This window comes from Methanosarcina soligelidi, from assembly GCF_000744315.1.
Taxonomy (GTDB): domain Archaea; phylum Halobacteriota; class Methanosarcinia; order Methanosarcinales; family Methanosarcinaceae; genus Methanosarcina; species Methanosarcina mazei.
In genome coordinates this window covers 689,762-711,154 of record NZ_JQLR01000001.1, presented here as the reverse complement: position 1 = coordinate 711,154, position 21,393 = coordinate 689,762, and the positions used below count along the sequence as shown (strand labels likewise).

At 39.7% G+C, this 21,393-nt stretch carries 14 protein-coding genes; 4 read left to right on the top strand and 10 right to left on the bottom strand.

The annotated features are described in order from the left end of the window. Positions 1-452 precede the first annotated feature (452 nt). The 6 genes from M886_RS03160 to M886_RS03135 all read right to left on the bottom strand — a co-directional run bounded on the left by M886_RS03160 (position 453) and on the right by M886_RS03135 (position 7,978). Positions 453-1,961: a lipopolysaccharide biosynthesis protein gene (locus tag M886_RS03160; RefSeq protein WP_048050640.1), complete on the bottom strand. Its 1,509-nt coding sequence runs from the start codon at positions 1,959-1,961 to the stop codon at positions 453-455. A gap of 596 nt (positions 1,962-2,557) precedes the next feature. Further along, on the bottom strand, positions 2,558-3,604 hold the full coding sequence (locus M886_RS03155) for a polysaccharide deacetylase family protein (RefSeq protein WP_011033104.1): 1,047 nt from the start codon (positions 3,602-3,604) through the stop codon (positions 2,558-2,560). Positions 3,605-3,658: 54 nt separating this feature from the next. Then, the gene (locus M886_RS03150; protein WP_015411624.1) at positions 3,659-5,086 is read right to left on the bottom strand and encodes a nucleotide sugar dehydrogenase; all 1,428 of its coding nucleotides are present in this window, start codon (positions 5,084-5,086) and stop codon (positions 3,659-3,661) included. Between the two features lie 95 nt (positions 5,087-5,181). After that, positions 5,182-6,120: a UDP-N-acetylglucosamine 3-dehydrogenase gene (locus tag M886_RS03145; protein ID WP_011033102.1), complete on the bottom strand. Its 939-nt coding sequence runs from the start codon at positions 6,118-6,120 to the stop codon at positions 5,182-5,184. Positions 6,121-6,165: 45 nt separating this feature from the next. Then, on the bottom strand, positions 6,166-7,248 hold the full coding sequence (locus M886_RS03140; protein WP_048050639.1) for a DegT/DnrJ/EryC1/StrS family aminotransferase: 1,083 nt from the start codon (positions 7,246-7,248) through the stop codon (positions 6,166-6,168). 61 nt (positions 7,249-7,309) lie between these two features. Beyond that, entirely contained in the window at positions 7,310-7,978 is a 669-nt protein-coding gene (locus M886_RS03135) for an acyltransferase (protein ID WP_048050638.1), read from the bottom strand. Between the two features lie 1,002 nt (positions 7,979-8,980). Here M886_RS03135 and M886_RS03130 point away from each other — a divergent pair. Continuing rightward, entirely contained in the window at positions 8,981-9,178 is a 198-nt protein-coding gene (locus tag M886_RS03130) for a hypothetical protein (protein ID WP_015411621.1), read from the top strand. Between the two features lie 312 nt (positions 9,179-9,490). On the opposite strand, the gene M886_RS03125 is transcribed toward M886_RS03130, so the two are convergent. Both M886_RS03125 and M886_RS03120 read right to left on the bottom strand, forming a co-directional pair. Further along, positions 9,491-10,348 carry a CPBP family intramembrane glutamic endopeptidase gene (locus tag M886_RS03125; RefSeq protein ID WP_011033098.1) on the bottom strand — a complete coding sequence of 286 codons (858 nt, stop codon included), beginning with the start codon at positions 10,346-10,348 and terminating at the stop codon, positions 9,491-9,493. 2 nt (positions 10,349-10,350) lie between these two features. After that, complete coding sequence (locus M886_RS03120) at positions 10,351-11,235, bottom strand: DUF1616 domain-containing protein (protein WP_015411619.1); 885 nt, start codon at positions 11,233-11,235, stop codon at positions 10,351-10,353. Positions 11,236-12,137: 902 nt separating this feature from the next. On the opposite strand from M886_RS03120, the gene M886_RS03115 reads away from it, so the two are divergent. The 3 genes from M886_RS03115 to M886_RS03105 all read left to right on the top strand — a co-directional run bounded on the left by M886_RS03115 (position 12,138) and on the right by M886_RS03105 (position 17,474). After that, a complete protein-coding gene (locus M886_RS03115) occupies positions 12,138-13,034 on the top strand; it encodes a glycosyltransferase family 2 protein (RefSeq protein WP_011033096.1) in 897 nt (298 codons plus the stop codon). A gap of 374 nt (positions 13,035-13,408) precedes the next feature. After that, positions 13,409-15,409 carry a hypothetical protein gene (locus M886_RS03110; protein WP_235203859.1) on the top strand — a complete coding sequence of 667 codons (2,001 nt, stop codon included), beginning with the start codon at positions 13,409-13,411 and terminating at the stop codon, positions 15,407-15,409. Positions 15,410-15,866: 457 nt separating this feature from the next. Next, positions 15,867-17,474: a right-handed parallel beta-helix repeat-containing protein gene (locus M886_RS03105; protein WP_048037493.1), complete on the top strand. Its 1,608-nt coding sequence runs from the start codon at positions 15,867-15,869 to the stop codon at positions 17,472-17,474. On the opposite strand, the gene M886_RS19290 is transcribed toward M886_RS03105, so the two are convergent. Next, positions 17,467-17,589, bottom strand: coding sequence for a hypothetical protein (locus M886_RS19290; protein WP_015411615.1), 123 nt, complete (start codon positions 17,587-17,589; stop codon positions 17,467-17,469). The genes M886_RS03105 and M886_RS19290 overlap by 8 nt on opposite strands. Continuing rightward, entirely contained in the window at positions 17,586-20,819 is a 3,234-nt protein-coding gene (locus tag M886_RS03100; protein WP_230625086.1) for a disaggregatase related repeat-containing protein, read from the bottom strand. The genes M886_RS19290 and M886_RS03100 overlap by 4 nt, the downstream gene beginning before the upstream one ends. Between the last annotated feature and the right edge of the window lie 574 nt (positions 20,820-21,393).

Sequence of the window (21,393 nt, the reverse complement as noted above, 5' to 3'; positions counted from 1 at the left end):
TGCAGTTTCTGGCCTGATCAGTTCATGTGTGCACATAAATCAGCATACATATGTGATTTTGCTTTTTATTTCCAGATTTTTCGACGTGAATTGTCAAGCCATCGGGCAGTTTGATACTAACATGTTTCAGAAAAGTCTATTTATATTTTACTACGGATTTTTATAGTTTTAAATTCTTATATAAATCTAAATATTAATCTTTACTTAAATTCCGACCTAAAAATTCTGAATATGGAAATTAAATGGGGATTTCTGGCAATAAAATCGGCTGTAACCCAAAAGGAATTGAATATGTAATTAATTTTCCAGCTTCTATTCAGTGTATTTTTCTCTTTACTTCCCTTTACTTTTAAGTCCGGGGCTATGGAGACCAATTGAGTTAATAACATTTTTCAGCATTATTTTCGTTTGTCCTGATCATCCTGAGGTGTGGAGGTGTAAATTTCAGTCTCTTACGCTTTTCCCGGAAGTTTGAACTCGGCAATAATCTCTTTCATCTGCTTATCCATCTTCAATATATACAGATAGTAAATGCAGATTATCAAACCGGATATTACAACAAGAAGGATCTGGTTTATTCCCGCGGTCTTGAGCGCAGTAAGAACCACTCCCGCAGGGATAAAAAGGACAAAGTTTGAGAATACTATTTTAAGGGCTTTCGAAGTCTTTACTCCTGAGTAATACATCATTTTCAGGCACAGATACCCATATACCACAATACCTGATATTGAAAAAAGGATAAGGGCTATACGAGCGTTTCCGAGAATGCCTCCGATTGTAAGAGAAAGGAAGCGGGTTGTAAGGTTGAAAAAGTTATAGCTGAAGCCGAAATGGTGCTCTTCCACAACCAGGTATATTGTGGTCAAGGGGGATGAGATAAACCATATAAAAGCCCAGAGGCTCAGGATCTGGGCATATACTCCTGCTTCCGTCCAGGCTCTCCCGAAAACTACTGTAAAGACGTCTCCGCCTACAATTGTGAGAATCAGTATAGGAAACATGCCTATAATCACAAGTATTCTGAAAACACTTTCTACAAGAATGCTGAGGGTGCCGTCGGATACTGCTCTGGATGCCCTCTGATAAAATACCTGTGAGATTGAGCCGCCGATAAAACTCATAGGCAACTGAAGCAGGCGGAACCCAAGGGAATAGAAGCCGACTATTGCGGGAGTAAAAAATGCTGAGAGTAGAAAAGCCGGGAGCTGCCAGGAAACCGAGTTCATAAGGGCAGACCAGCTGTCTATAAGGGGAAGGTTGCGGTGCCTTAGAGCGCCTTCATATATTTCCTTCCAGCTCAGGCTCTTTTTTATCAGGTTTTTATCATCTCTCCAGATCTGGCCCCCAAGCACAAATGTCGCTATAGACTGACCTGCAAGACTGCCCCCTATTAAACCGGCTGAGGTCGGAGGGTGCTGCATAAGTCCCAGGACTATCTGGGTTGCAGTGGTTGAAACCGAACTGGAAATCTTTGAGAAAGAGAGCCTCTTGAAGAGCTTTGTTCTTGAGTTCCAGTGGGTGAGTGCAAGAAAAATCCCGTTTACAAACACGAACGGAGGGATAAGCCATAAATAACCCTCTATCTGCGGGGCATTTAAGAGATCAACCAGCTGGGCTTTAAAATACCATACCGCTGGCACGGTTAATCCGGTTACGGTCAGGACTGCAAGGACGCTAAGACCTAAAAGGTTTACTGCCTCCCTGTCTGATTCTGGCAGCATTATAGAATAGTCATACCTGAGGCATGAAATAACACTTATAATGCTGGTGATGGAGACGTAAAGAGCCCAGACTCCAAAGTCTTCAGGTCCGTAAAGCCGGGTAAGGACAGGGGCTGCCAGAATCGTGAGGATCTGGGCAAAAGTTGTTCCGCCTGCAAGTGTCAGTACATCCGACGCAAAACTTGACTTTTTTTCGTTACTATATGGCTTTTCTGCTGATTCTTCTATCTTTCTATCCATAGCAGTACCCTGTGAAGGAAGTTGTTTTTCAGCCAGATATCCAAAAGTTTTAGTTCCCGTGTTGGGTCATTTAAAGACCCTGAAGCATATTTCCCTGAAGAATCTTAATTCTTCAAATTTCAGTATCCTGACTTCTCCTTTTTTCTCTGTGCCTTTTTATCTCCCTTCCAAACTCCTATACACAAATTCTCCTTTATATACTCATCCGATTCTAAAGCGCCCTTTTCCCATTAGTGACAGCCTTTATCCGGAAAACCCGCGAAATAAGAATTTTTACAGATATATTTTACCCTGCAGTACCGGACAATTATTTATTATCCTCGCTTATCAGAGAGATATAATTACATCTCAACGGATAAAATAATTATCGATATTTCAAAAGAAAGTCACTGTTAACTCTTTAAGATAACAAAACTGTCTGTCAACATCAACCAGGCAATTCACCTGAGGCAGCCGTATTTTAGCAAAAAAGAGTTCTCTTTGAACTGTCTTTTATTGATGCTGTTTTTTGTTCAATAACTGTGATTTCTCAATAGTAATGTATAATGTTCCTTCTGTAGTGGTATATCGTTCTCTAAATTCAATATACGTCTACTTTAGTTTCCAGGCTCAATCTTACTGGTCCACCAGTTGTAGATTTCCTCTCCACTGGTAATCCAGGCGTTTTTCTCGGCGCAGTATTCAAGGACTTTTTCATAATACCTGAGGTTCTCTCCATCGATGCACATATTATTGTGCCAGAGGATAGTGATCACACCGTTATATTTCTCAACTGTATTGATCAGATGCTTTGTACATTCCCAGGCTTTCTTAACGTTCAGGCGCATGTAATCCTTCAAAAGAGAACGGTCCATTATCACCAGCGGGATCTCCAGGATATCGATCTGGCGCCCCTCGTTTAAATTAAAAGGCCTGTAAGGATGGCACATCCCGTTTCTAAAACCGGCACAGTCCGAATATCCGAATGTGGTATCGTATTTGAACCCTGCTTTGCTTAATAATTCCCAGGTATCCGGTACTCTGAACCTTAGATAGTGGTTTCTGTACCCGACAACCTTTTTGCCCAGGACTTCCTCAAGTCGCCTCTTTTTTTCTTTAATATCTTCAAGGCTGTTGTAAGACTCGTGCCCTCCGTGAAGTCCGACTTCCCATCCGCTATCTGATATGAATCCAAGCTCGGTTTCAAGATCTTTAATATTATAATTGAAGTCGGTTTCTTCAGATGTCAGGGCAAGAAAATAGAAACTGGATTTTGCATTGTACTTTGCTTCAAGAGCCAGTATTTCCCTGAAGTTCCAGCAAGGGTTCCATTTCCTGTTAACTCTTGAAAAAGGAGCTTTTACTGCTTCAGCCAGTTTCCCCCTGGAAAGGGCTTTTACTGGCCCGACAATCGGATACAATTTGTCCGGATAAATCGCATCGATATCATGTGTGAGGCAGACAGCGAACTTTTTCCCGTCCGGATACTGAGGTTTTAACCCGTTTTCTACCAGGAATTTGGAAACCCTCGGCTCAAAGATATTCCTGTGACTGCTCAGATAATAAGGGAACCTCTCATACGCGTCGCGAAAAGTTACACTGTACTCTTCTTTCCTGGTAAAGAGGTCCCAGAGTTCTTCGTTTTCTTTCAGTTTATCAAACATAATTTTCGCCCTGTTTCCCAGAATATAAAATATATCAAAGGGGAATTTTCCCCTTCATTTTATTTTATGTGAGTTTTTGTCTCCCCTCCCAATTCCCTTGTAAACGAACCCTTTCCCGATAAATTCGTCCGGCTCGATGACATTTCTCCCATCAATAATAACCGGATTTGCTTTTGCGCTTACTTTCTTTGCCCAATCAGCTTTAAGGCTGGAGTATGCACTGTGCCCTGCAAGTACAACTATAGCGTCTGCGTTTCTGACAACCTCTTCCAGATTATCTGAAATTTCAACGCCCGGATAATTGACAACGTAAGGGTCGTGTACCATTACGCTGGCCCCGGCTTTCAGGCAGAGGTCCCTGTATGGTTCCGAAGGTGTGTTTCTGGCATCGTCCGAATCTTTGATAAATGCCCAGCCGAGCATTGCGACTTTTGAGCCATCCATCTTCTTCCCGAGCCTTTCAAGGGCTGCAACGGTCAGGTTATACATGTGTGCGGGCATGAAATCATTGACTTTCCTTGCAAGCACGTAAATAGAATCTGCACCTTCCGGATAGTCAAGTTCTCCCCTCCCGATTTTAACCCCTCTTTCAAGGTGGTAAGTGTCTTTGGTCAGGCAGTGGCCTCCAACTCCTGCTCCGGGCCAGAGGACAGCCCTTGTAATTCCCTCGCCTTTTAAGCTGTCAACTCCTGTCCTGACATCATAGACATTTATGCCCATAGCTTCACAGTAAAGGGCGAGCTGGTTGATTGCTGCAATCTGAAGGTCGCGAAAAGTGTTTTCTGCGGTTTTTGTGACCTCAGCCGCTGTTGCACTCATAGGGATAACCTGTCCGACTGTAAGCACAGGGGAGTACAGTTCAACAGCCCTTTTTGTGCTTGCTTTATCTATTCCGCCCACAATCCTGTCGTGTTCTCTGATGTTCTTTAAAAGCCTGCCTACCATCACTCTTTCAGGGGCGTGTGCAAGGGCAAAATCTTCACCTGCTTTCAGCCCTGACTCTTCTTCAAGGATCTGTTTTGCCATGCCTTCAGTTGTCCCGGGAGTAATTGTGGATTCCAGGACCACAAGCATCCCCGGTTTAAGGTATTTGCCCACATTTCTGATACCATCTATAAGCGCGCTGAAATCAGGTTCCAGGTCTTTGGGATTTGCAAAAGGAGTCTGAATTGCAAGTGTAACTGCATCAAGCTCGGAAATCCTTGAAAAATCAGGTGTGCATTCGAACTTTCCGGCTTTTACAACCTTTCCAATAAGCTCTTCAAGGCCGGGCTCTTCCCCTTTGAGCGGGCTCTCCCCTCTGTTAAGCATTTCAATTTTATAACCCGAGCTTTTTGAGTTGCGCTGGAAGCCGAGGACTTTCTCAAAACAGGGAGCATCTGCAAAAAGGACAGCAGCAGGGATTCCTACATATCCCATGCCAAGAACGCCTATCTTTTTTATAGGGCCGCGTTCCTTCAAAAGTTTTTCTAATTTGCTCATACTTATCACTTTCCGGTATTGTTTTTTAAAATTTTTTTGAATTTTCCCGAGGCTTTCGGTTTCTTTTTCCCTTCACCCTTTATCTTTTATGCGGTTTACTTCCCCACTTCAATCAGTCTTTCTTCTTCGTAAGACCTGATTGCTGCCATCGCCACTTCAAGGGCATGTTTCCCATCTTCACCGCAGGGGTTTGGTTCTCTACCTGTCTGAACACAGTCTATGAAATAGGCGAGTTCATTTTTCAGGGGTTCACTTGGCTCGACTTTGGCTTTTCTTATCCAGCCGTTGTCGTGCAGTTCTACTGTCTGGTCAATATAGTCCAGATACGCCACACCCTTGACCCCTATTGCTGTCAGGTGCCTGACCTTATGAGGAGTCAGCCAGTTTGTTTCTACAACTCCTGCAAAGTTATGGTCCATACGCAGGATAATTGAGGCATGGTCTTCAAAAGAGTGTATGTCTGCACCTGCAATGGCGTAAACGCCTTTTATTTTCTTGCCGTAGAGATATGAAATGATATCTATATCATGGACACCGATATCCAGAATTACGCCGACGTCTCTTATCCTCGGGTTATACGGGCCTACTCTTCTTGTAGAGATAGATACTATTTTACCCAGAGTGCCTGAATTTATGATCTCCTTAAGCCTTATGACTGCAGGGTTAAAGCGTTCGATATGACCTACCATGAGCACTTTACCTGCCTTTTTTGCAGCTTCTATCATAACGTCTGCGTTTTCAACCGTATCTGCTATGGGTTTTTCAACAAGGACATGAAGGCCTGCTTCCAGGGCATCAAGGACTACCTGTTTATGCAGTTTTGTAGGCACAACAACGCTCACTGCATCAAGGCCTTCGGCAAACATTTTTTTGTAATCTGTAAAGGCTTTTGTTTTAAACTGGGCAGCCATGGCTTCGACTCTACTCTGGTCCACATCGGATATCCCTGCAAGCTTCACGCCTTCCATCTCACTATAGATCCGGACGTGATTCTGGCCCATGGCACCCGTGCCTATTACTCCTACTCTTATCAAAATTTCACTTCCTTTTTAAGAATGTGATTGCAACCTGAAAACTGATCAGGCACTTGCATAAAATTCTTTGACTTCCTTTATTACTTTCAGAACATCGTCTCTGGACAGGGCAGGATGTACAGGAAGGGAAAGAACCTCTTCTGCTGCTTTCTCCGAGACAGGCAGGGAGTCTTTGTATCCAAGCTCCATATAATAAGGCTGTTTATGGATAGGTATCGGGTAGTGAACTCCTGTGCCTATGCCTTTTTCCTTCAGAAAATCTGCCAGTTTATCTCTGTTTTGTGCCCTTATTGTGTACTGGTGAAAAACGTGGGTATAACCTTCCCTTGTAGTTGCGGGTACAATTCCTGAAATGCTTTTAAGCCCTTCTGAGAGCATGGCTGCATTTTTCTGCCGGGAGGCATTAAACCCGTCCAGTTTTTCAAGCTGAGCAAGCCCTATTGCGGCTGCAATGTCAGTCATGCGCAGGTTAAAGCCCAGCATTTCGTGCAGGTAGCGGACTCTGGAGCCGTGAGCCCTGATCATTTTTGATTTTTCTGCAATTTCCCGGTCGCTGGTTGTAATTATTCCGCCTTCGCTTGTTGTCATGTTTTTGGTCGGGTAAAAGCTGAATGCTCCTGTCCCGAAACTGCCTGCTTTCTTCCCCAGGCACTCTGCGCCATGTGCCTGGCAGGCATCTTCTATCACAACAAGTTTGTGGTCTTCAGCGATTTCCATTATGGCTTTCATGTCAGCAGACTGCCCGTAAAGGTGGACGGGCATAATGGCTTTCGTTTTTGGATTGATCTTTTCCTTTATTTTTTCCGGGTCTATATTGTATGTATCAGGCTCAATGTCTGCAAAAACAGGTTTTGCTCCGGTATAGAGGATGCTGTTTGCAGTGGCAATAAATGTGAAGGGACTTGTGATTACTTCATCTTCTTTTCCGATGCCGTGGGCAAGAAGTGCAATATGAAGAGCGGCAGTGCCGGAATTTACGGCTGCTGCATATTCGCAGCCTGTGTACTCGGAAAAAGCAAGCTCAAATTCTTCTACTTTTGGTCCCTGTGCGATCATGCCTGAACTCAGGACCTCTGTTACTGCATCAATCTCTTCCTTGCCCAGCAGGGGCTTGGCGATTGGGATCATTTTTAGACCTCTTATAATCTTGATTATGTTCCTTTTATTTCGATTAGCTTTTTCAGTAGGCTTATATCCTGTTTAATTCTTTGAGATCTTCCGGGAGTTCCTGTATTTTAGCAGGCACACCTAGAGCCAGTTTCCATGGGGGCACGTCTTTTGTTACAAGAGCTCCTCCGGCAACCATTGCTCCTTCTCCAATCTCTACTCCTGGAAGTAAAGTCGCGTTCGCGCCTATTGACGCTCCTTTTCTCAAAACAGGGCCTTTAAGCTCGTACTTTTTACGTATAGGATATTTGTCGTTGGCAAGAACAGCACAAGGTCCAATAAATACATTGTCTTCGATAAGCACATTCGTTGGAATATACACATTCCCCTGAATGCTGACGTTATTACCTATCTTTACGTTTCCGTCTATGATAACGTTCGTTCCGATAAGTACGTTGTCTCCTATTTGTGTATTTTCCCTGATCATTACATTATGTCCGGTCTTGAAGTTATTCCCGGTCTTTACACTGGAGAATATTGTCGAACCTGCTCTAATTATCGAGTTTGCGCCTATAGTGCAGCCCGGAAAATCAAAGTCCTCAATCTCTATATTTTGTTTGAGGATTTCCATGAGGATTTTGTGTTCCGGATACCCCAGTATTACATTTTCCAGAACCACAGTATCTTTCCCGATTACAGAATTTCCGTAAATCTTGGAAGAATCATGGATTTTGAATTGTTTTGAATTCATATCTTTCCCCTTCGTATACTTTATATCCGTTCGATAAATTCCAAATCGAATAAAGACATATTTAAAATTTTTACTGAATTAGAAAGTATATATTTTATTTTCATGTTCCGAACTTTCTGGTTATCTGTTGTTACAGCCTGCCCGGGACATTTGTTATTTCCTTATTCCCTGTACCCACTCCCTTCAATTTACTAACTATGTGAATTTTTTAGTTTGAATACACTTTATAATTATTTAACTGATTTGGTTTATCTGTCAATCCACAGCTTTTTCGATTTTTTTTGGTAACACTATTTAATTTATCGAAATTATTTGGTACAAATTAACCTTAAAGCTCTTTTAAATTCATATCTAATTTTTTACAGTGTATGTATATCTTTAATCACTGTCTTATTCCTTATTGACTTTTTACTTCTATAATAATTGTGGTTTTATTTCTATGATTGCTGTCTTACTTTTACATGGCTGTCTTGATTCTTTTAGAACAATATGTATAATACTGAATACACACAGCTATAATTTTATATGATAGTAATCCGATTTAAAAATTATCTATTAATCTATCAAAAATATTTTTAAGCCCTTCCTGATAAGATCTTACCATTTCTCTGTTAGAAGATTTATATGGATGGGGACTTGTGCCAGTAGCTTGTTGTAAGGGCAATATATTCCACTCATCTTCTGCCTTACATAAAAAAGGTATGTATATCTCATTTTCAAGGAAATAACTAATAACTATAAAGCTGGATCGCCTTTGATTTAAAATTTATATATCTACTTTTTTATCCTGCAAAATGGAGCAGGATTTTTTGAAATTAACATCTATTGCTTTCTTTTTTCATTCTCTTTTTACGTTCTATTCTTTGAGTTCAGGAGATTAAATGAAGGAGAGTTTTTATATCAGATCGCACATTTGATTCTTTTATACTTCAATCAACTAGAGGAGTTTTAACTACGCTCAGTTTAATTTCATCAACTTCTGCTTTTTCGGGCGAGCTAACAATGATGACTCCACCGGGAGTCCCTGATGGCGCATCAGTCGCCGTAGCGGTTTTGCTTGTAATGTTACTTCTCAGAGACATCCTTCCTTTGCTAAAAAACTGGGATGAATCTGTACAAACTTCTTTGAATATGGGAATTCTTCCACTTCTGTTTTCTTTCGGTGCAGTAGTCCTTTATAAACTCGTAGCTCTCTTCTAATTTATGGAGAGAGCTTAATATTTTAAGCCTGTAAGCTGGAGACAAAACACTGTAGAGATAAACCATTTTTTATTTTAAAAGTTCTGAGGAAAATTAGTTTTTCCAGGCTGTCAAAAATAAGTTTTCCTGCCTTTTTTTCTGCTCCTTGTTTTCTGCCTGTTCATTCTTTATGTCCTGCTCTTTTTTGCTTTTTATTTACATTCTCTTACCTGCTTCAAGCATCTGATTTTTCTTTCTGTCGGCAAAATTTTATGGCAGAATGCGTGGCATGGTTGAAATTACAGATCGGAGTGTGCATTTTAAAAAATAAATTTAAAATAGATGGGGAATAACCCCAAAGAGGAAGACATTTATGAAGCCGTGTACCATTGTGACAAGGGGGAGGCTTCGGGTTTTGTAGAACATGTATCCTATAATAAAACCTACCAGGAAAGCGTAGAAAATTTCAACCATGCTTCCATATCCCGAATGCATCAGCCCGAAGAGGACGCTTGTCACAAGCAAGCCACTCCTGCTTCCAAGGAACATTTCAAGCCTGTTTTGCAAGATGGATCTGAAAATGATCTCTTCAACAAGACCTACTAAAAAGACCATAACAAGGGTGAGTATCAACAGGCTGATTATTGAGAGATCAGGAACCAGGTAATTTGTCCCTATTATAAAATATTCTCCTATTCCGAGAAGGAGACCGATAATTATTGAAAGTGGAATATAGGTGCCTATTTTTTTGAAGGTTACCCCAAGTTGTTCCTGGTTAAATCCCTGATTGGTGAGCGCAACAGTAACTGGAATTGTGAGGAGCCCATAGATAAAAACAAATGAGTAAAGGGTTATCTCATAAAAAGCTGGCATTGAGAGATTTACCAGCCGCAGGATTGGCAGCAGGATAAAAGCCTGATAAGTCTTCTGGATCTCTACATTTTTTATATATAGCATGGAAAAACAAAGCCCAATAAGAAGGACTGCATGGACTTCCATCGCAGGTATGATTTTTCCGGAATATATCAGAAACTCTGCAATTGCGACTAATAATGCCGGAATAATAATGTAGAGCCCTTTGTTTTTTATTTCGGGCTCGGATGCTGACATGTGCGCGTAAGTCCCCCGGTATTCAGGCCTTTGTGCCTCTCTATCAGGTGTTTTTAACTCCAGATTCTCATAAGTTTCCATTTTTATGCCTCCCCGATAACATCTATCCAGAGGCGCAGGTCCTCATAAGGTATCTCTTTTTCGGTTTCATTGAAAAGCAGAAACTGGAGCTCCAGATCTTTTCCTCTTATAGAGGGGGTTATCTCAAGAGGTTCTTCCAGGGTCTTATTGTCTTCAAGCTGTATGTGTTTCAGGTTTTCAGGCAGAGCCAGTGATTTATTTTCAAGCCTGACATCCAGTGTATAATTTACTGTCCTGTGTTCGTGGTTTGCAATCCCTATAATGACAGTTTCGCTTTTTCCCTGCACATATTCCATAGTATAATTATCGGCTTTTCCCTCAGGCCCAAGAATATAAAATTCTGTGAATGGGTCATGCTGGTGGGGAAATATGCTTACATATGCCGTAGCCCCTGCAAGTGTCAGGAGGGAAATTGCCAGAAAAGCCCTCAGGGTCTTTTCCGTTGAAGATTCCGGTTTTCCCAGGACTTCAACTATGGAACTGGCAGATTTTTTGAAAGAAACTTCAAAGGCTTTGTCTTCTGGAAGCTGCTTCCTGCGAATATACGCTCCTGCACATGCCAGGATAATAAATACAGAAAGGCTTGCGAGAAGAGGCATCTCTCTTATCCCGAATGATGTATTATCAAGTGCAAGTCCTGTAAGAGGTACTATTGCAACACTCATCCCTATGGAAAGTGCTGCCCTTTCAACTCCTTCAAGTCCGTTTTTTGCCGGAAATAGTAAGGCTACAAGGGCATACCCCGGCAGAAATAACACCAGTAGCAGTCCAAGGACTATGCGAATAAAACTCTCGTTAAGTACAGGAATGAGTACGATAATATCTGTAAGAATTACAAGACCTGCCACGAGCAGCAGATCAGATGGAAACTTCTGGTTTCCGGCCATATGACTCCTCATAAAACGGTTTTAATGTTTTTCTGGGTTCCCAGTTATTTTTTCGTGTATTCAGGCTAACTCTACTGATCCGATTGTCAATCTTCATGTTTTTTAGACGAACTTATTCGATGCTTTCTCAGCTCGTCTGCCCTTCTCTTCTATTATGAAGAATTGAGGTCCAGAATGATATAATTTACCCAGATGTTTCAATCCAGTAGCGATTTTTTTGATGTATTAAATTATGTTTCCGAATAAGCTATATTATTTCAATTATGATTTTAATTTGAGTAGATCAAATTATCTTTTTGTATAAAATATCTTTCCCTTTTCCTGTCTGCTATTATAAAAATATGTTTTTTCTTTACAGCCTCTTCGGGGATTTTTATATCTTAGATAAAGTTTAATGATTCTTTTGAAATGATTTTCCTGATTATGTTCATTTTTTTTAATTATGTCTCCTGTATCACAAAAAACACTGTTAACAATGAATCAGTATAAAATTTTATACCAATCCTCTCTTAATTATGATTCCTCTAGGAGGGTTTTAAAGACTTCTCTGGCTAATAGGTTTCTTAATTCGATTTAATTTTTTTTCGTCATCGGCTAGACTGCTAAACTATTTTTCGTGTCTAAATGCTTATATAGCTCATATATTAAAACAAATACACGTCTTAATAGGAACTATGACCTGGCTGTAAAACATCTTTGCTTTCGCTAAACGGAGCATAAAAATCCCCCAATGATGTTTCTACACCCTTAATTGTAGTTAATCCTGAGAAACCCTATAAAATTTGTGGAGCGACGACCCTGAAAAATTTATTCACTGTATTTGGAATTCTGGTCACTTTCTCTGCAGAACAGCGGTTTATACAGACATTTGTATCTTTTGATGAAGAGGTAGTTGATTATACATGACCATTACTATTGCAGCCATGCCTGCGTATAATGAATCCCATTCTATCGCCGATGTTATTCAGGGCTGTAAAAAATACGTGGACCGGGTTGTGGTTGTGGATGATGGAAGTACTGACAACACTGTTGATATCGCTGAGTCCCTTGGCGCTTATGTCGTCCGCCACGAAGTTAACCAGGGTTATGGTGCAGCCCTCCGCCACTGTTTTGAAGCTGCCCGCAATCTTGGTGCCAGCTCCATGGTTATCATCGATTCCGACGGTCAGCACGATCCTTCTGAAATCCCCAAACTTCTTGAGCCTTTAAGAGATGGTTTCGACCTTGTTATTGGCTCACGTTTCGTCAACGGTAACGGAAAAAACGTTCCTATTTACCGTAAATTCGGCATGAAAGTTCTTGATGTGGCAACTTATATTGCAGGCGGTCTTCATGTTACAGATTCTCAGAGTGGTTTCCGTGCCTATGGCAAAAAAGCTATTGAGAATATCAACCTGAATGGGACTGACATGTCTGCAGGTTCTGAGATTCTTATTCAGGCAAGAGACCATAAACTTAAATTTACTGAAGTGGAGATCCACTGCAGATATGACCTTGAAGACTGCTCAAGTGAACATCCGTTCATACACGGTCCCCGTGTCCTGTTCCAGCTTTTAAAAGATATGGAATACAGGCGTCCCCTGTACTACTTTGCTGTCCCGGGCTTGATCATGACGTCTACAGGTGTCCTTATGGGTCTTAAGTTTCTCCAGGACTACATTCTTGGAGATTATCTGCGTTTTGGACCCACGCTCCTTATGGTGATGCTGACAATAATAGGCGCTTTCATGATATTCACAGGAATCATACTGCATGCGATTTCGAGAATGATATTTATCAATGAACAGATTCGAAGATGATAAAGGTTAAAAAGTGATTATTTAATACTCTCAAAAGTGATTATTTAATACTCTCTGTCCTGTGGTAAGATTCCTGAATGAAAATGTCAGAGAAAACCTGTACTTTCATGGGTAGAAAACTTATTGTCGACTACCCTGAATAATTATTTAATAATATCTTAATGAACACATTTTTATAATAAATACATCTTGATGAAAAAATATGAAAATAAAATCGTAAGTAAAATGTAATAAATCCGAATATTTTTAAATTATCTAGGCATTTTTTCAAAGCAAAATCTTCTTAATCAATGAACCTATTTGTGAATATTATTTGATTTTTAAAAAAAATCTACAATTTAACTTAAACCGATTGTCAGTGAATATAATCTGAATTGTATGAAGCTAAGGATAACAGGGATATTATGTCTTTATTGAATGAAATTGAGGAGTTAAAACCTGCTAATAACAGGTGGATGAAACTTATCTACTCTTTATTTCCATTATGCGTGATTATTGCTGTATTATTTGCATTCTTATGGATGTTTGCTATTGGAAAAGTAGCTTTTGTGATTAAAGGGATATTCACTGGAGTCCCTGCAGTCATCTCCTGTATTTTTTTATTATTTATTTATAAAAGAGATGTAGCATTAAATGATATTCGCGTTTTTCCTTCCATCAGTCAAAATTCCTTAACCTATTTGTTTGGAATTCTCTACCTCAGTTCAGTCACTGTACTTTTATTGTTCCCAGGAGCCAGGACCTGGCATTATTTTGCGCTGATTGTGCTGCTTTACATTTCTGTTTTGCTGCAAATATTATCCGAAAACTCCAACCCCTCTGTTATTCTAGTTGAGATTTTTTTAATTCTGCTGAATCTTACTTATAGTGTTACTTTAAATTACGATCTTTATTTTGGGACTACTGACATTATGCCTCATATTTTACTCTCTGAAATGACTGCAGCATCAGGACATGTTATTTCAACCTCTTTGACCGATTATGCATTCTTCCCTCTATATCACATAATGGTCGCTTCAGCTTCCAATTTATTGAACATAGACGTAAAATCAGCTCTCTTCTTAATAGCCGCACCTATCTTTGCAATAACTATCTTTTTTGTTTACTACCTTTCACAGTATGTATCTAATAATCGCCAGATTTCTCTGCTTTCTTCCTTACTGTTTTCTTCGAGTGCAATTGTGCTTTATTACGGTGCATATATGATTACTCGAACAATATCTTTTGTAATGTTTGTTGTATTACTGTATTTGATTTATAGTGTCAATTTCAAAGAGGATAAATTTCCTATAAAAGTTCTTTCCGTTATTGCCACTATTTTTTTAATACTGGTGCACAATGTTTCTTTACCCCAATTTATCTTGTTAATGGCCATTCTTCTTGTTTGTGAATATCTGGTTAATGTTGGCAAACATATAAGCAGGCCTTTTTTTGTTTTCTTAAGCGTTGCATTTGTATCCTACTGGTTTTTCGTAGCATATCTGTTTCTTCAGAGGAGTATATCTGTACGTTTACAGAGCCGGTTCTATGACTCAATGATTTTGACACTTGAGGGAGCAGAAAGTGTTAATGAACATCTGATTAATCTAGTAGGATCCCTGGATAACTCGGTTTTTCTGTTTTTTGCTTTAATTGGAATTGGTTTTCTTCTGAAAAAATACAGAAACAACTATGCTGCGGTATTTGGACTGTTCGCCCTGATTACTCTCGTATTTTATATCCCTAACCCCCTCAATACTATCTGGCAGTTGCAGGTTTTATTCAGGATTGATAGATTCAAGCTTTTTGTCAGTCCCTTTATGGCTTTTGTTATGAGCTACGGCATTTATGTATTCTGGAATTATCTGTCAAAATCTCCCTCTAAAAAGAGTTATCCTTTAGTTATAATTCTCTTATTATTCTCTACCTTTGTGTTTATTTCTTCTGTCTACAGTATCTCGGATTCTGAAAGTCTTGTTGTCGAGTCCGCGCATCCATACTTTACAGCTCAGGAACTGAAAGGATTTGAGCATGTTAAAGACTATATTCCCGCTGGCTCTCATATTTACTCTGACTATTACACGGCACGGTACTTTGAATTCCCTGGGTCAACAGGGGCATCAGAGAATAAGGACCTTTTGATTTACCGGAGCTATAGAGTCGATAATGTGAGTAATTTCGATCAGTATAAAGGTTACATTGTGATCAGAACTAGCGAATTCCTCCGAGCCGGTTTATATTTTAGCAAAGGAGGAACTAATGCGGAAAGTGCTAATTATTTTTATAAAGGAACTACCGAAAATAAACTGGAAATGGAAAATAATCTGAAAAAAATAAGTAAAATTTATTCAAGTCCGGTAGAATCTATATTCATTGGTGGCTATGGAGTTAATTAAACACCTATCAGTTCTCTTGTATGATAAATCTGATAATATCCAGATACGTTAAAATTTTTTAATATTTACTCCGGGAATATGTGAGCTATTTTTCTCACATACTTTCATAAGAGTAGAGTACGGCTGTCAAAAATGCGGAGGGGAAGAACTGCAGTAAATTGAGAATACTGTTAGATAGATAGTGTTTATTAATTATAGTTTGCTATTTATCTGGAAATGGAGGCAATCTTTGGATGGGTGATATTATTTTGTAGCAGGACATTTTTTATGTTCCGGAGTAGATATCTCATCCTTGATTTTCGAAAATTATAATTCTGTCGCATCCTCTAAACACATTTTTCAGACCGAAACGATTGGATAAAAAAGGCTACTGGATTATTTCCTTCCCAATTAAGGATTAAGGTCATTCTCAAAAACAATTTTGGGAATTATTTTATTCAAAACACGGGGACTAAGAATGAAAAAAAGAAATTGGATATGTAAATGGAAAAATAGAAAAAATGTCGGAATTTACATTGTAATTCTCTTTTTTTTAATCTTAACTGGAACAGCCTCGATTTCTCTTACTCCAGATATGACAGTTTATGTTGCAGGAGATAGCAGTGGAGACTTCAACTGTGATGGAGAGGCTGACCAGGTAGAGATAAATCAGGCCCTTAAATTTGTAGCAGAAAACCCTGACTATACCACTGTTTATCTCAAAGGCCCCTTCACCTATACTATTGACGAAACTATTTACATCCACAGCAACACAACCCTTAAAGGAGATTCAGATGCTGTTGTCAAACTGATTGATCGTGCTGGATGGACCAATAAGCCCATGATACCTTTGATTGGTAAATATGGAGATTCAAAAATAACCAATGTAACTATCAGTGGGTTTGAAATTGATGGAAATCATGATGGTAACACTGGACATTCCAAAGGTCAGGGCTACTATAATATGATTTATTTTAACAACGCGACAAATATAACAGTTTGCAATATGTATATGCACGACGGCCATGGTGATGGGCTGCGGATTAACTATGGTGAAAATATCCAGTTTTATAATAATAATATATATCAACTTGGACATGACGGGCTTTATGCTATTGAATCTTACAATGTAAAAGCCTGGAATAATACAATAACCTGCAGGACCAACAGTGGTCTCAGAGTCTGGAATTCAAATCACGTAAAATTCTATGATAATGTTATTGACTCGACTTATGATAGGAGCGCAGGAGGACCCGGAATCCAGATTCAAAAATCCTCAGCTGTTATGGATGATATAGAAGTTTATAACAATGTTATCCATAACACCTTTGGGCCCGGGTTATGGCTGATAGGTTACGACTCTTCTTACTCTAAAGAGGAGGCTCGAAACGTCCACATCCATCACAATATATTTTACAGTACTGGAACAAATCCAAGCATAGACTGGGTGGGCGGCATCGTAATCAGTGGATTTTATGATACTCTTATCGAAAACAATGTATTTGATGGCGTATACCATGCTGCAGTAGTCCATATGTACCCGGATGGCAAGTCTGCCGACCTTTCTCCTAAAGGTAAAGGATATACAACCATTGTCCGCAATAATATTATAGCGAACACACTTGAACGTAAAAAAAGCTCTCTGGGGACAGGATATGGTGTAATTAACTATCTCCCTGAATCACATAGTTTCGTGATCCAGAACAATTGTCTTTACAATAATAAAGGTGGAGACTTTATAAATGCAACGTCAACAGGCAGTGTTTATGAGAATCCGCTTTTTGCAAGCAGGAGGAATCATGATTACCACCTTAAGTCGACAGGCGGCAGATGGAACGGAAAAACATGGGTAAAAGACCGTGTAATATCTCCATGTATTGATGCAGGTTACTCCTCTTCAGATTATTCACAGGAGCCTGAAGACAATGGAGGCCGGATTAATATAGGAAGGTACGGAAACACTGAGGAAGCATCAAAATCAGGAATAATGCCCGGATATCAGGCGTGGTGGTATAAGGTATCTCAGGTATCTCCATTAGGTCTGAAAATACTCAGGACATTGATCAGGATATTCTTTTTTATTTGATATAAGTAAAGGAGGTCTTTCCGAAAACCAGGTGCCTGGAGATCAAATCCCCTTCAGTCCAGATCTCGGGGACCTCCTTAAAGGACATCCAGAACTCAACTGCTAAAAGCTTCAATTGATATACTCCAGCTGAAGTTTTGGCACCTGTGTTTCGTTTCCACAGTTGTTACTGTAGAATGCAACATAATTGTTATTTTCATCCCTGGCTTTTATGAGGAATCCTGTATTTGCATAGTTTCCGCTAACATATTCGTTTACAAGTTCTGTGACATCAATCTCATGATATTTATTGTCTGGAAGTTCGCTTCCTTTAAGGGTAATTGAAGCATAAGGAGTGTCTCCCTGAGATACCCCATTTTTATCGTACCAGTCTCCTCCTGGATTTTTCCATGCAACGTTTTTGTCTCTATTATTCCAGCTTACATAACTTGAGTTCCAGGAAGAAGCAGGTTTGTAAACCTCAATCACAGTATCATTTAGCCTTGAATTTTCTGCTGGATAATACCAGTAAAGGGAAAGATTTGCACTGGTGACTTCAGTTGCATTATTGAACTCATTCAGGTCAAACCACATTATATCTCTATATACGGCATTGTTCATTCCTCCAACATCAATAAAAGTTGAGTCCTGATAAACAGCGTCAGGAGAAGCCTCCCTTAGCCTGTTATCTATTGCACCGGTAAGAGTTGCGTTAAGAGTGATTTTTTCAATAATTTCAGGAACCACAGGTATATTCTCTGAGGATACCTTCTTTGTTATGTTAAGGCTGGGTTTCTGTGTTTCTTTTCCGCATTCGTTGCTGTAAAACGCAATATAATTGTTATTTTCATTCCTGGCTTTTATGAGGAATCCTGTATTCTCGTATTTTCCGCTAACATATTCGTTTACAAGTTCTGTGACATCGATCTCATGATATTTATTATCTGGAAGTTCACTTCCTTTAAGGGCAATTGAAGCATAAGGAGTGTCTCCCTGAGTGATCCCATTTTTATCATACCAGTCTCCGCCTGCATTCTTCCATGCAACATTTTTGTCCTTTTTATTCCAGTTTACATAACTTGAGTTCCATTCAGAAGCGGGCCTGTAAACCTCAATTACTGTATCATCCGGTCTTTCATTTCCTGCAGGGTAATACCAGTAAAGGGAAAGAGTAGAATCGGTAACTTCGGTTGTGTCATTGAACTCATCCAGGTCAAACCATATTACATCCCTGTATCTTGCATCGTTCATCCCCCCCACATCAATAAAAGCTGAATCCTGATATACTGAATCAGGAGACGCTTCACGTAGACGGTTATCTATTGCCTCATTAATCGTTTCGTTAATGATAATAGGTGCCGGAGTTTCTTTAGTTGTTATGTTAAGTTTTGGTTTCTGTGTTTCTATTCCGCCTTCGTTGCTGTAGAACGCAATATAATTGTTATTTTCAGTCCTTGTTTTTATGAGGATGCCTGTGTTTTCGTATTTTCCGGTAACGTATTCCTTTACAAGCTCTGTTACATCCAGCTCATAATACCTGTTATCGGGAAGAGTACTGCCCTTAAAAGTTATCGTGGCATATGGAGTGCTGCCCTGCAATACTCCTTTTTTATCGTACCAGTCTCCACCTGCATTCTTCCATGCAACATTTTTGTCTCTTTTATTCCAGCTCACATAACTTGTGTTCCAGGAAGAAGCAGGCCTGTAAACCTCCACAATGGTGTCATCTGGCCTTGTACTTCCTGCAGGGTAATACCAGTAAAGGGAAAGGGCAGCACCGGTGACTTCCGTACTTACTTCTGCAGTTTCATCGTATCCGCTCAGATCAAACCACATAACATCCCTGTATCTGGCATCGTTCATCCCCCCCACGTCAATAAAAGTTGAATCCTGATACACAGTATCAGGAGAAGCCTCACGCAGACGGTTGTCATATACTTCAGGGATTGGTTCGGGACCGACTCCTGATAGGGATGCGTGGATAGTGTTTCCATACCTTCCGATATTGGCCCTGTTCCCGTTATCTTCAGGTTCTTTTGAATAGTCAGAAGATGGGTTTCCGGCATCAATGCATGGAGAGCTCACACTGTCTTTTACCCATGCTGACCCTGTCCAGCGTCCCGTCTGTGATTTAAGGTGATAGTCACCATTTTTACTGTCTACGAAAAGAGGATCAACATTGATGTCCGTCGGGTGATTTACGTTCTTATAATCGCCGGCTGCGCTATTATATACACAGTTGTATTCCACCACCATATTGTGCGATTTGGGGAGGCAGTTCAAAATTCCATATCCGGTTCCTTGCCCTTCTCTGACATTCCATGTTAATCTGGGAGTTGTATTGGCAATAATATTATTCCTTATAGTTGTCGTGAATCCTGATCCTGAAGGGCCTGCATTGTCGTAAGTCATGTACATATTTACAACTGCAGCGTTATGTACTCCCTCAAAGACGTTGTTTTCGATCAATACATTATGGAATCCGCTGCCAAGAACTCCGCCAACCCACTGAATATTTTTGTTCGTACCTGTGCCATTGAAAATATTGTGGTGGATGTAGCAGCTTGTTAAGGTTTTATCATAGGCTCCTTCGGTTCCGATAACCCATATTCCCGGTCCGTAAGTATTCGTGATCAGGTTATCATAGATCTCTACATTCATAACATCAGCTGATCTCTGGACCTGAATTCCCGGGCCTGCATCCGGGTAAGAATCAATAAAGTTATCATGGAATTTTACGTTGTTCGAATTCCAGACTCTAAGTGCACTGTTTATCCGGCAGGTAATCCTGTTATTCCAGGCCTCCACATTATCGGATTCAATAGCATAAAGCCCATCGTGTCCAAGCAAATAGATTTTATTGTTATAGAACTGGATATTCTCACAGTAATATGTTCGCAGTCCGTCGCCATGCCCATCGTGCATGTACATATCATAAACACTTATATTTTTCACTCTACCGAAATAAATACAGTTGTAATATCCTTTTCCCTTTGACAATTCGGTGTTACCGTTGTGGTTTGCATTAATTTCAAATCCTCTTACAGTAACATTGCTTATTGAACCCTTACTACCAATTAAAGGGACCATAGTCTCCCATCCTGCATGATTTACCAGTTTGACAACAGCATCTGAATCTCCCTCCAGAATAGTGTTGCTGCCCTGAATGTAAATGGTACTGTTGATGGTATAGGTAAAGGGACCTTTGAGATGAACGGTTGTATAAGCAGAGTTTTCCGCCACAAATTTAAGGGCCTGATTTATCTGCACTTCATCGCCTTTTCCGTCACAGTTAAAGTCCCCACTCCCGTCTCCTGCAACGTAAACAATAGGAGCCGTCGGAGTCTTACACAAAGCAGTAGGCATACTGATCAGTATAAGACAAACTATTAGAAAAGAAATTATAAATTTTTGATTCAACTTATCACCTGGATTATCATAATTCAGTTTTTTCCTGTTCTGGGTAATTAGCCCGTCCTGAGGTCATTATCTGAAAAATGATAGTGTTCCATTGATAAAAACTCAATTTTTTTATTCAGTTTCTCCCTGGTTATTGAGTTTTTATAGTTAGTATCCACTCCGTAGCATGAACAAATCATAAATGCTCTGGTTAAAATCTTCAATCCAGAGAATAATATATTAAAATAAAGAGAGATACCGACAACGGAATATTATTCTTCTTTTTCAGATAATGTCTCCTTTGTAAGTTAATTCCCCCCTTTTACAAACAATCGAAAAAAACATCTATAGTTTTACCTAATTTAATTTCAATTGTTCTCATTGTAAATTAGATATTATATTATAAAAAAGTATATGCAATGTTTTTAAAATATTTTAACAGTATGGGGAAAAATACTTTCTTTAGTTATACTACTGGGGATATTGGATGAAAAAGTTATAATAGCGGGGTTCTGATTAAAATCATCAAGAAAGATTCATA

Bases quoted from the DNA above. Each gene is read 5' to 3' on its own strand.
- M886_RS03160 (WP_048050640.1), bottom strand. From the start codon at position 1,961: ATGGATAGAAAGATAGAAGAATCAGCAGAAAAGCCATATAGTAACGAA.
- M886_RS03140 (WP_048050639.1), bottom strand. From the start codon at position 7,248: ATGATCCCAATCGCCAAGCCCCTGCTGGGCAAGGAAGAGATTGATGCA.
- M886_RS03130 (WP_015411621.1), top strand. From the start codon at position 8,981: ATGATGACTCCACCGGGAGTCCCTGATGGCGCATCAGTCGCCGTAGCG.
- M886_RS03105 (WP_048037493.1), top strand. From the start codon at position 15,867: ATGAAAAAAAGAAATTGGATATGTAAATGGAAAAATAGAAAAAATGTC.
- M886_RS03135 (WP_048050638.1), bottom strand. From the start codon at position 7,978: ATGAATTCAAAACAATTCAAAATCCATGATTCTTCCAAGATTTACGGA.
- M886_RS03120 (WP_015411619.1), bottom strand. From the start codon at position 11,235: ATGGCCGGAAACCAGAAGTTTCCATCTGATCTGCTGCTCGTGGCAGGT.
- M886_RS03155 (WP_011033104.1), bottom strand. From the start codon at position 3,604: ATGTTTGATAAACTGAAAGAAAACGAAGAACTCTGGGACCTCTTTACC.
- M886_RS03150 (WP_015411624.1), bottom strand. From the start codon at position 5,086: ATGAGCAAATTAGAAAAACTTTTGAAGGAACGCGGCCCTATAAAAAAG.
- M886_RS03125 (WP_011033098.1), bottom strand. From the start codon at position 10,348: ATGGAAACTTATGAGAATCTGGAGTTAAAAACACCTGATAGAGAGGCA.
- M886_RS03100 (WP_230625086.1), bottom strand. From the start codon at position 20,819: ATGCCTACTGCTTTGTGTAAGACTCCGACGGCTCCTATTGTTTACGTT.
- M886_RS03115 (WP_011033096.1), top strand. From the start codon at position 12,138: ATGACCATTACTATTGCAGCCATGCCTGCGTATAATGAATCCCATTCT.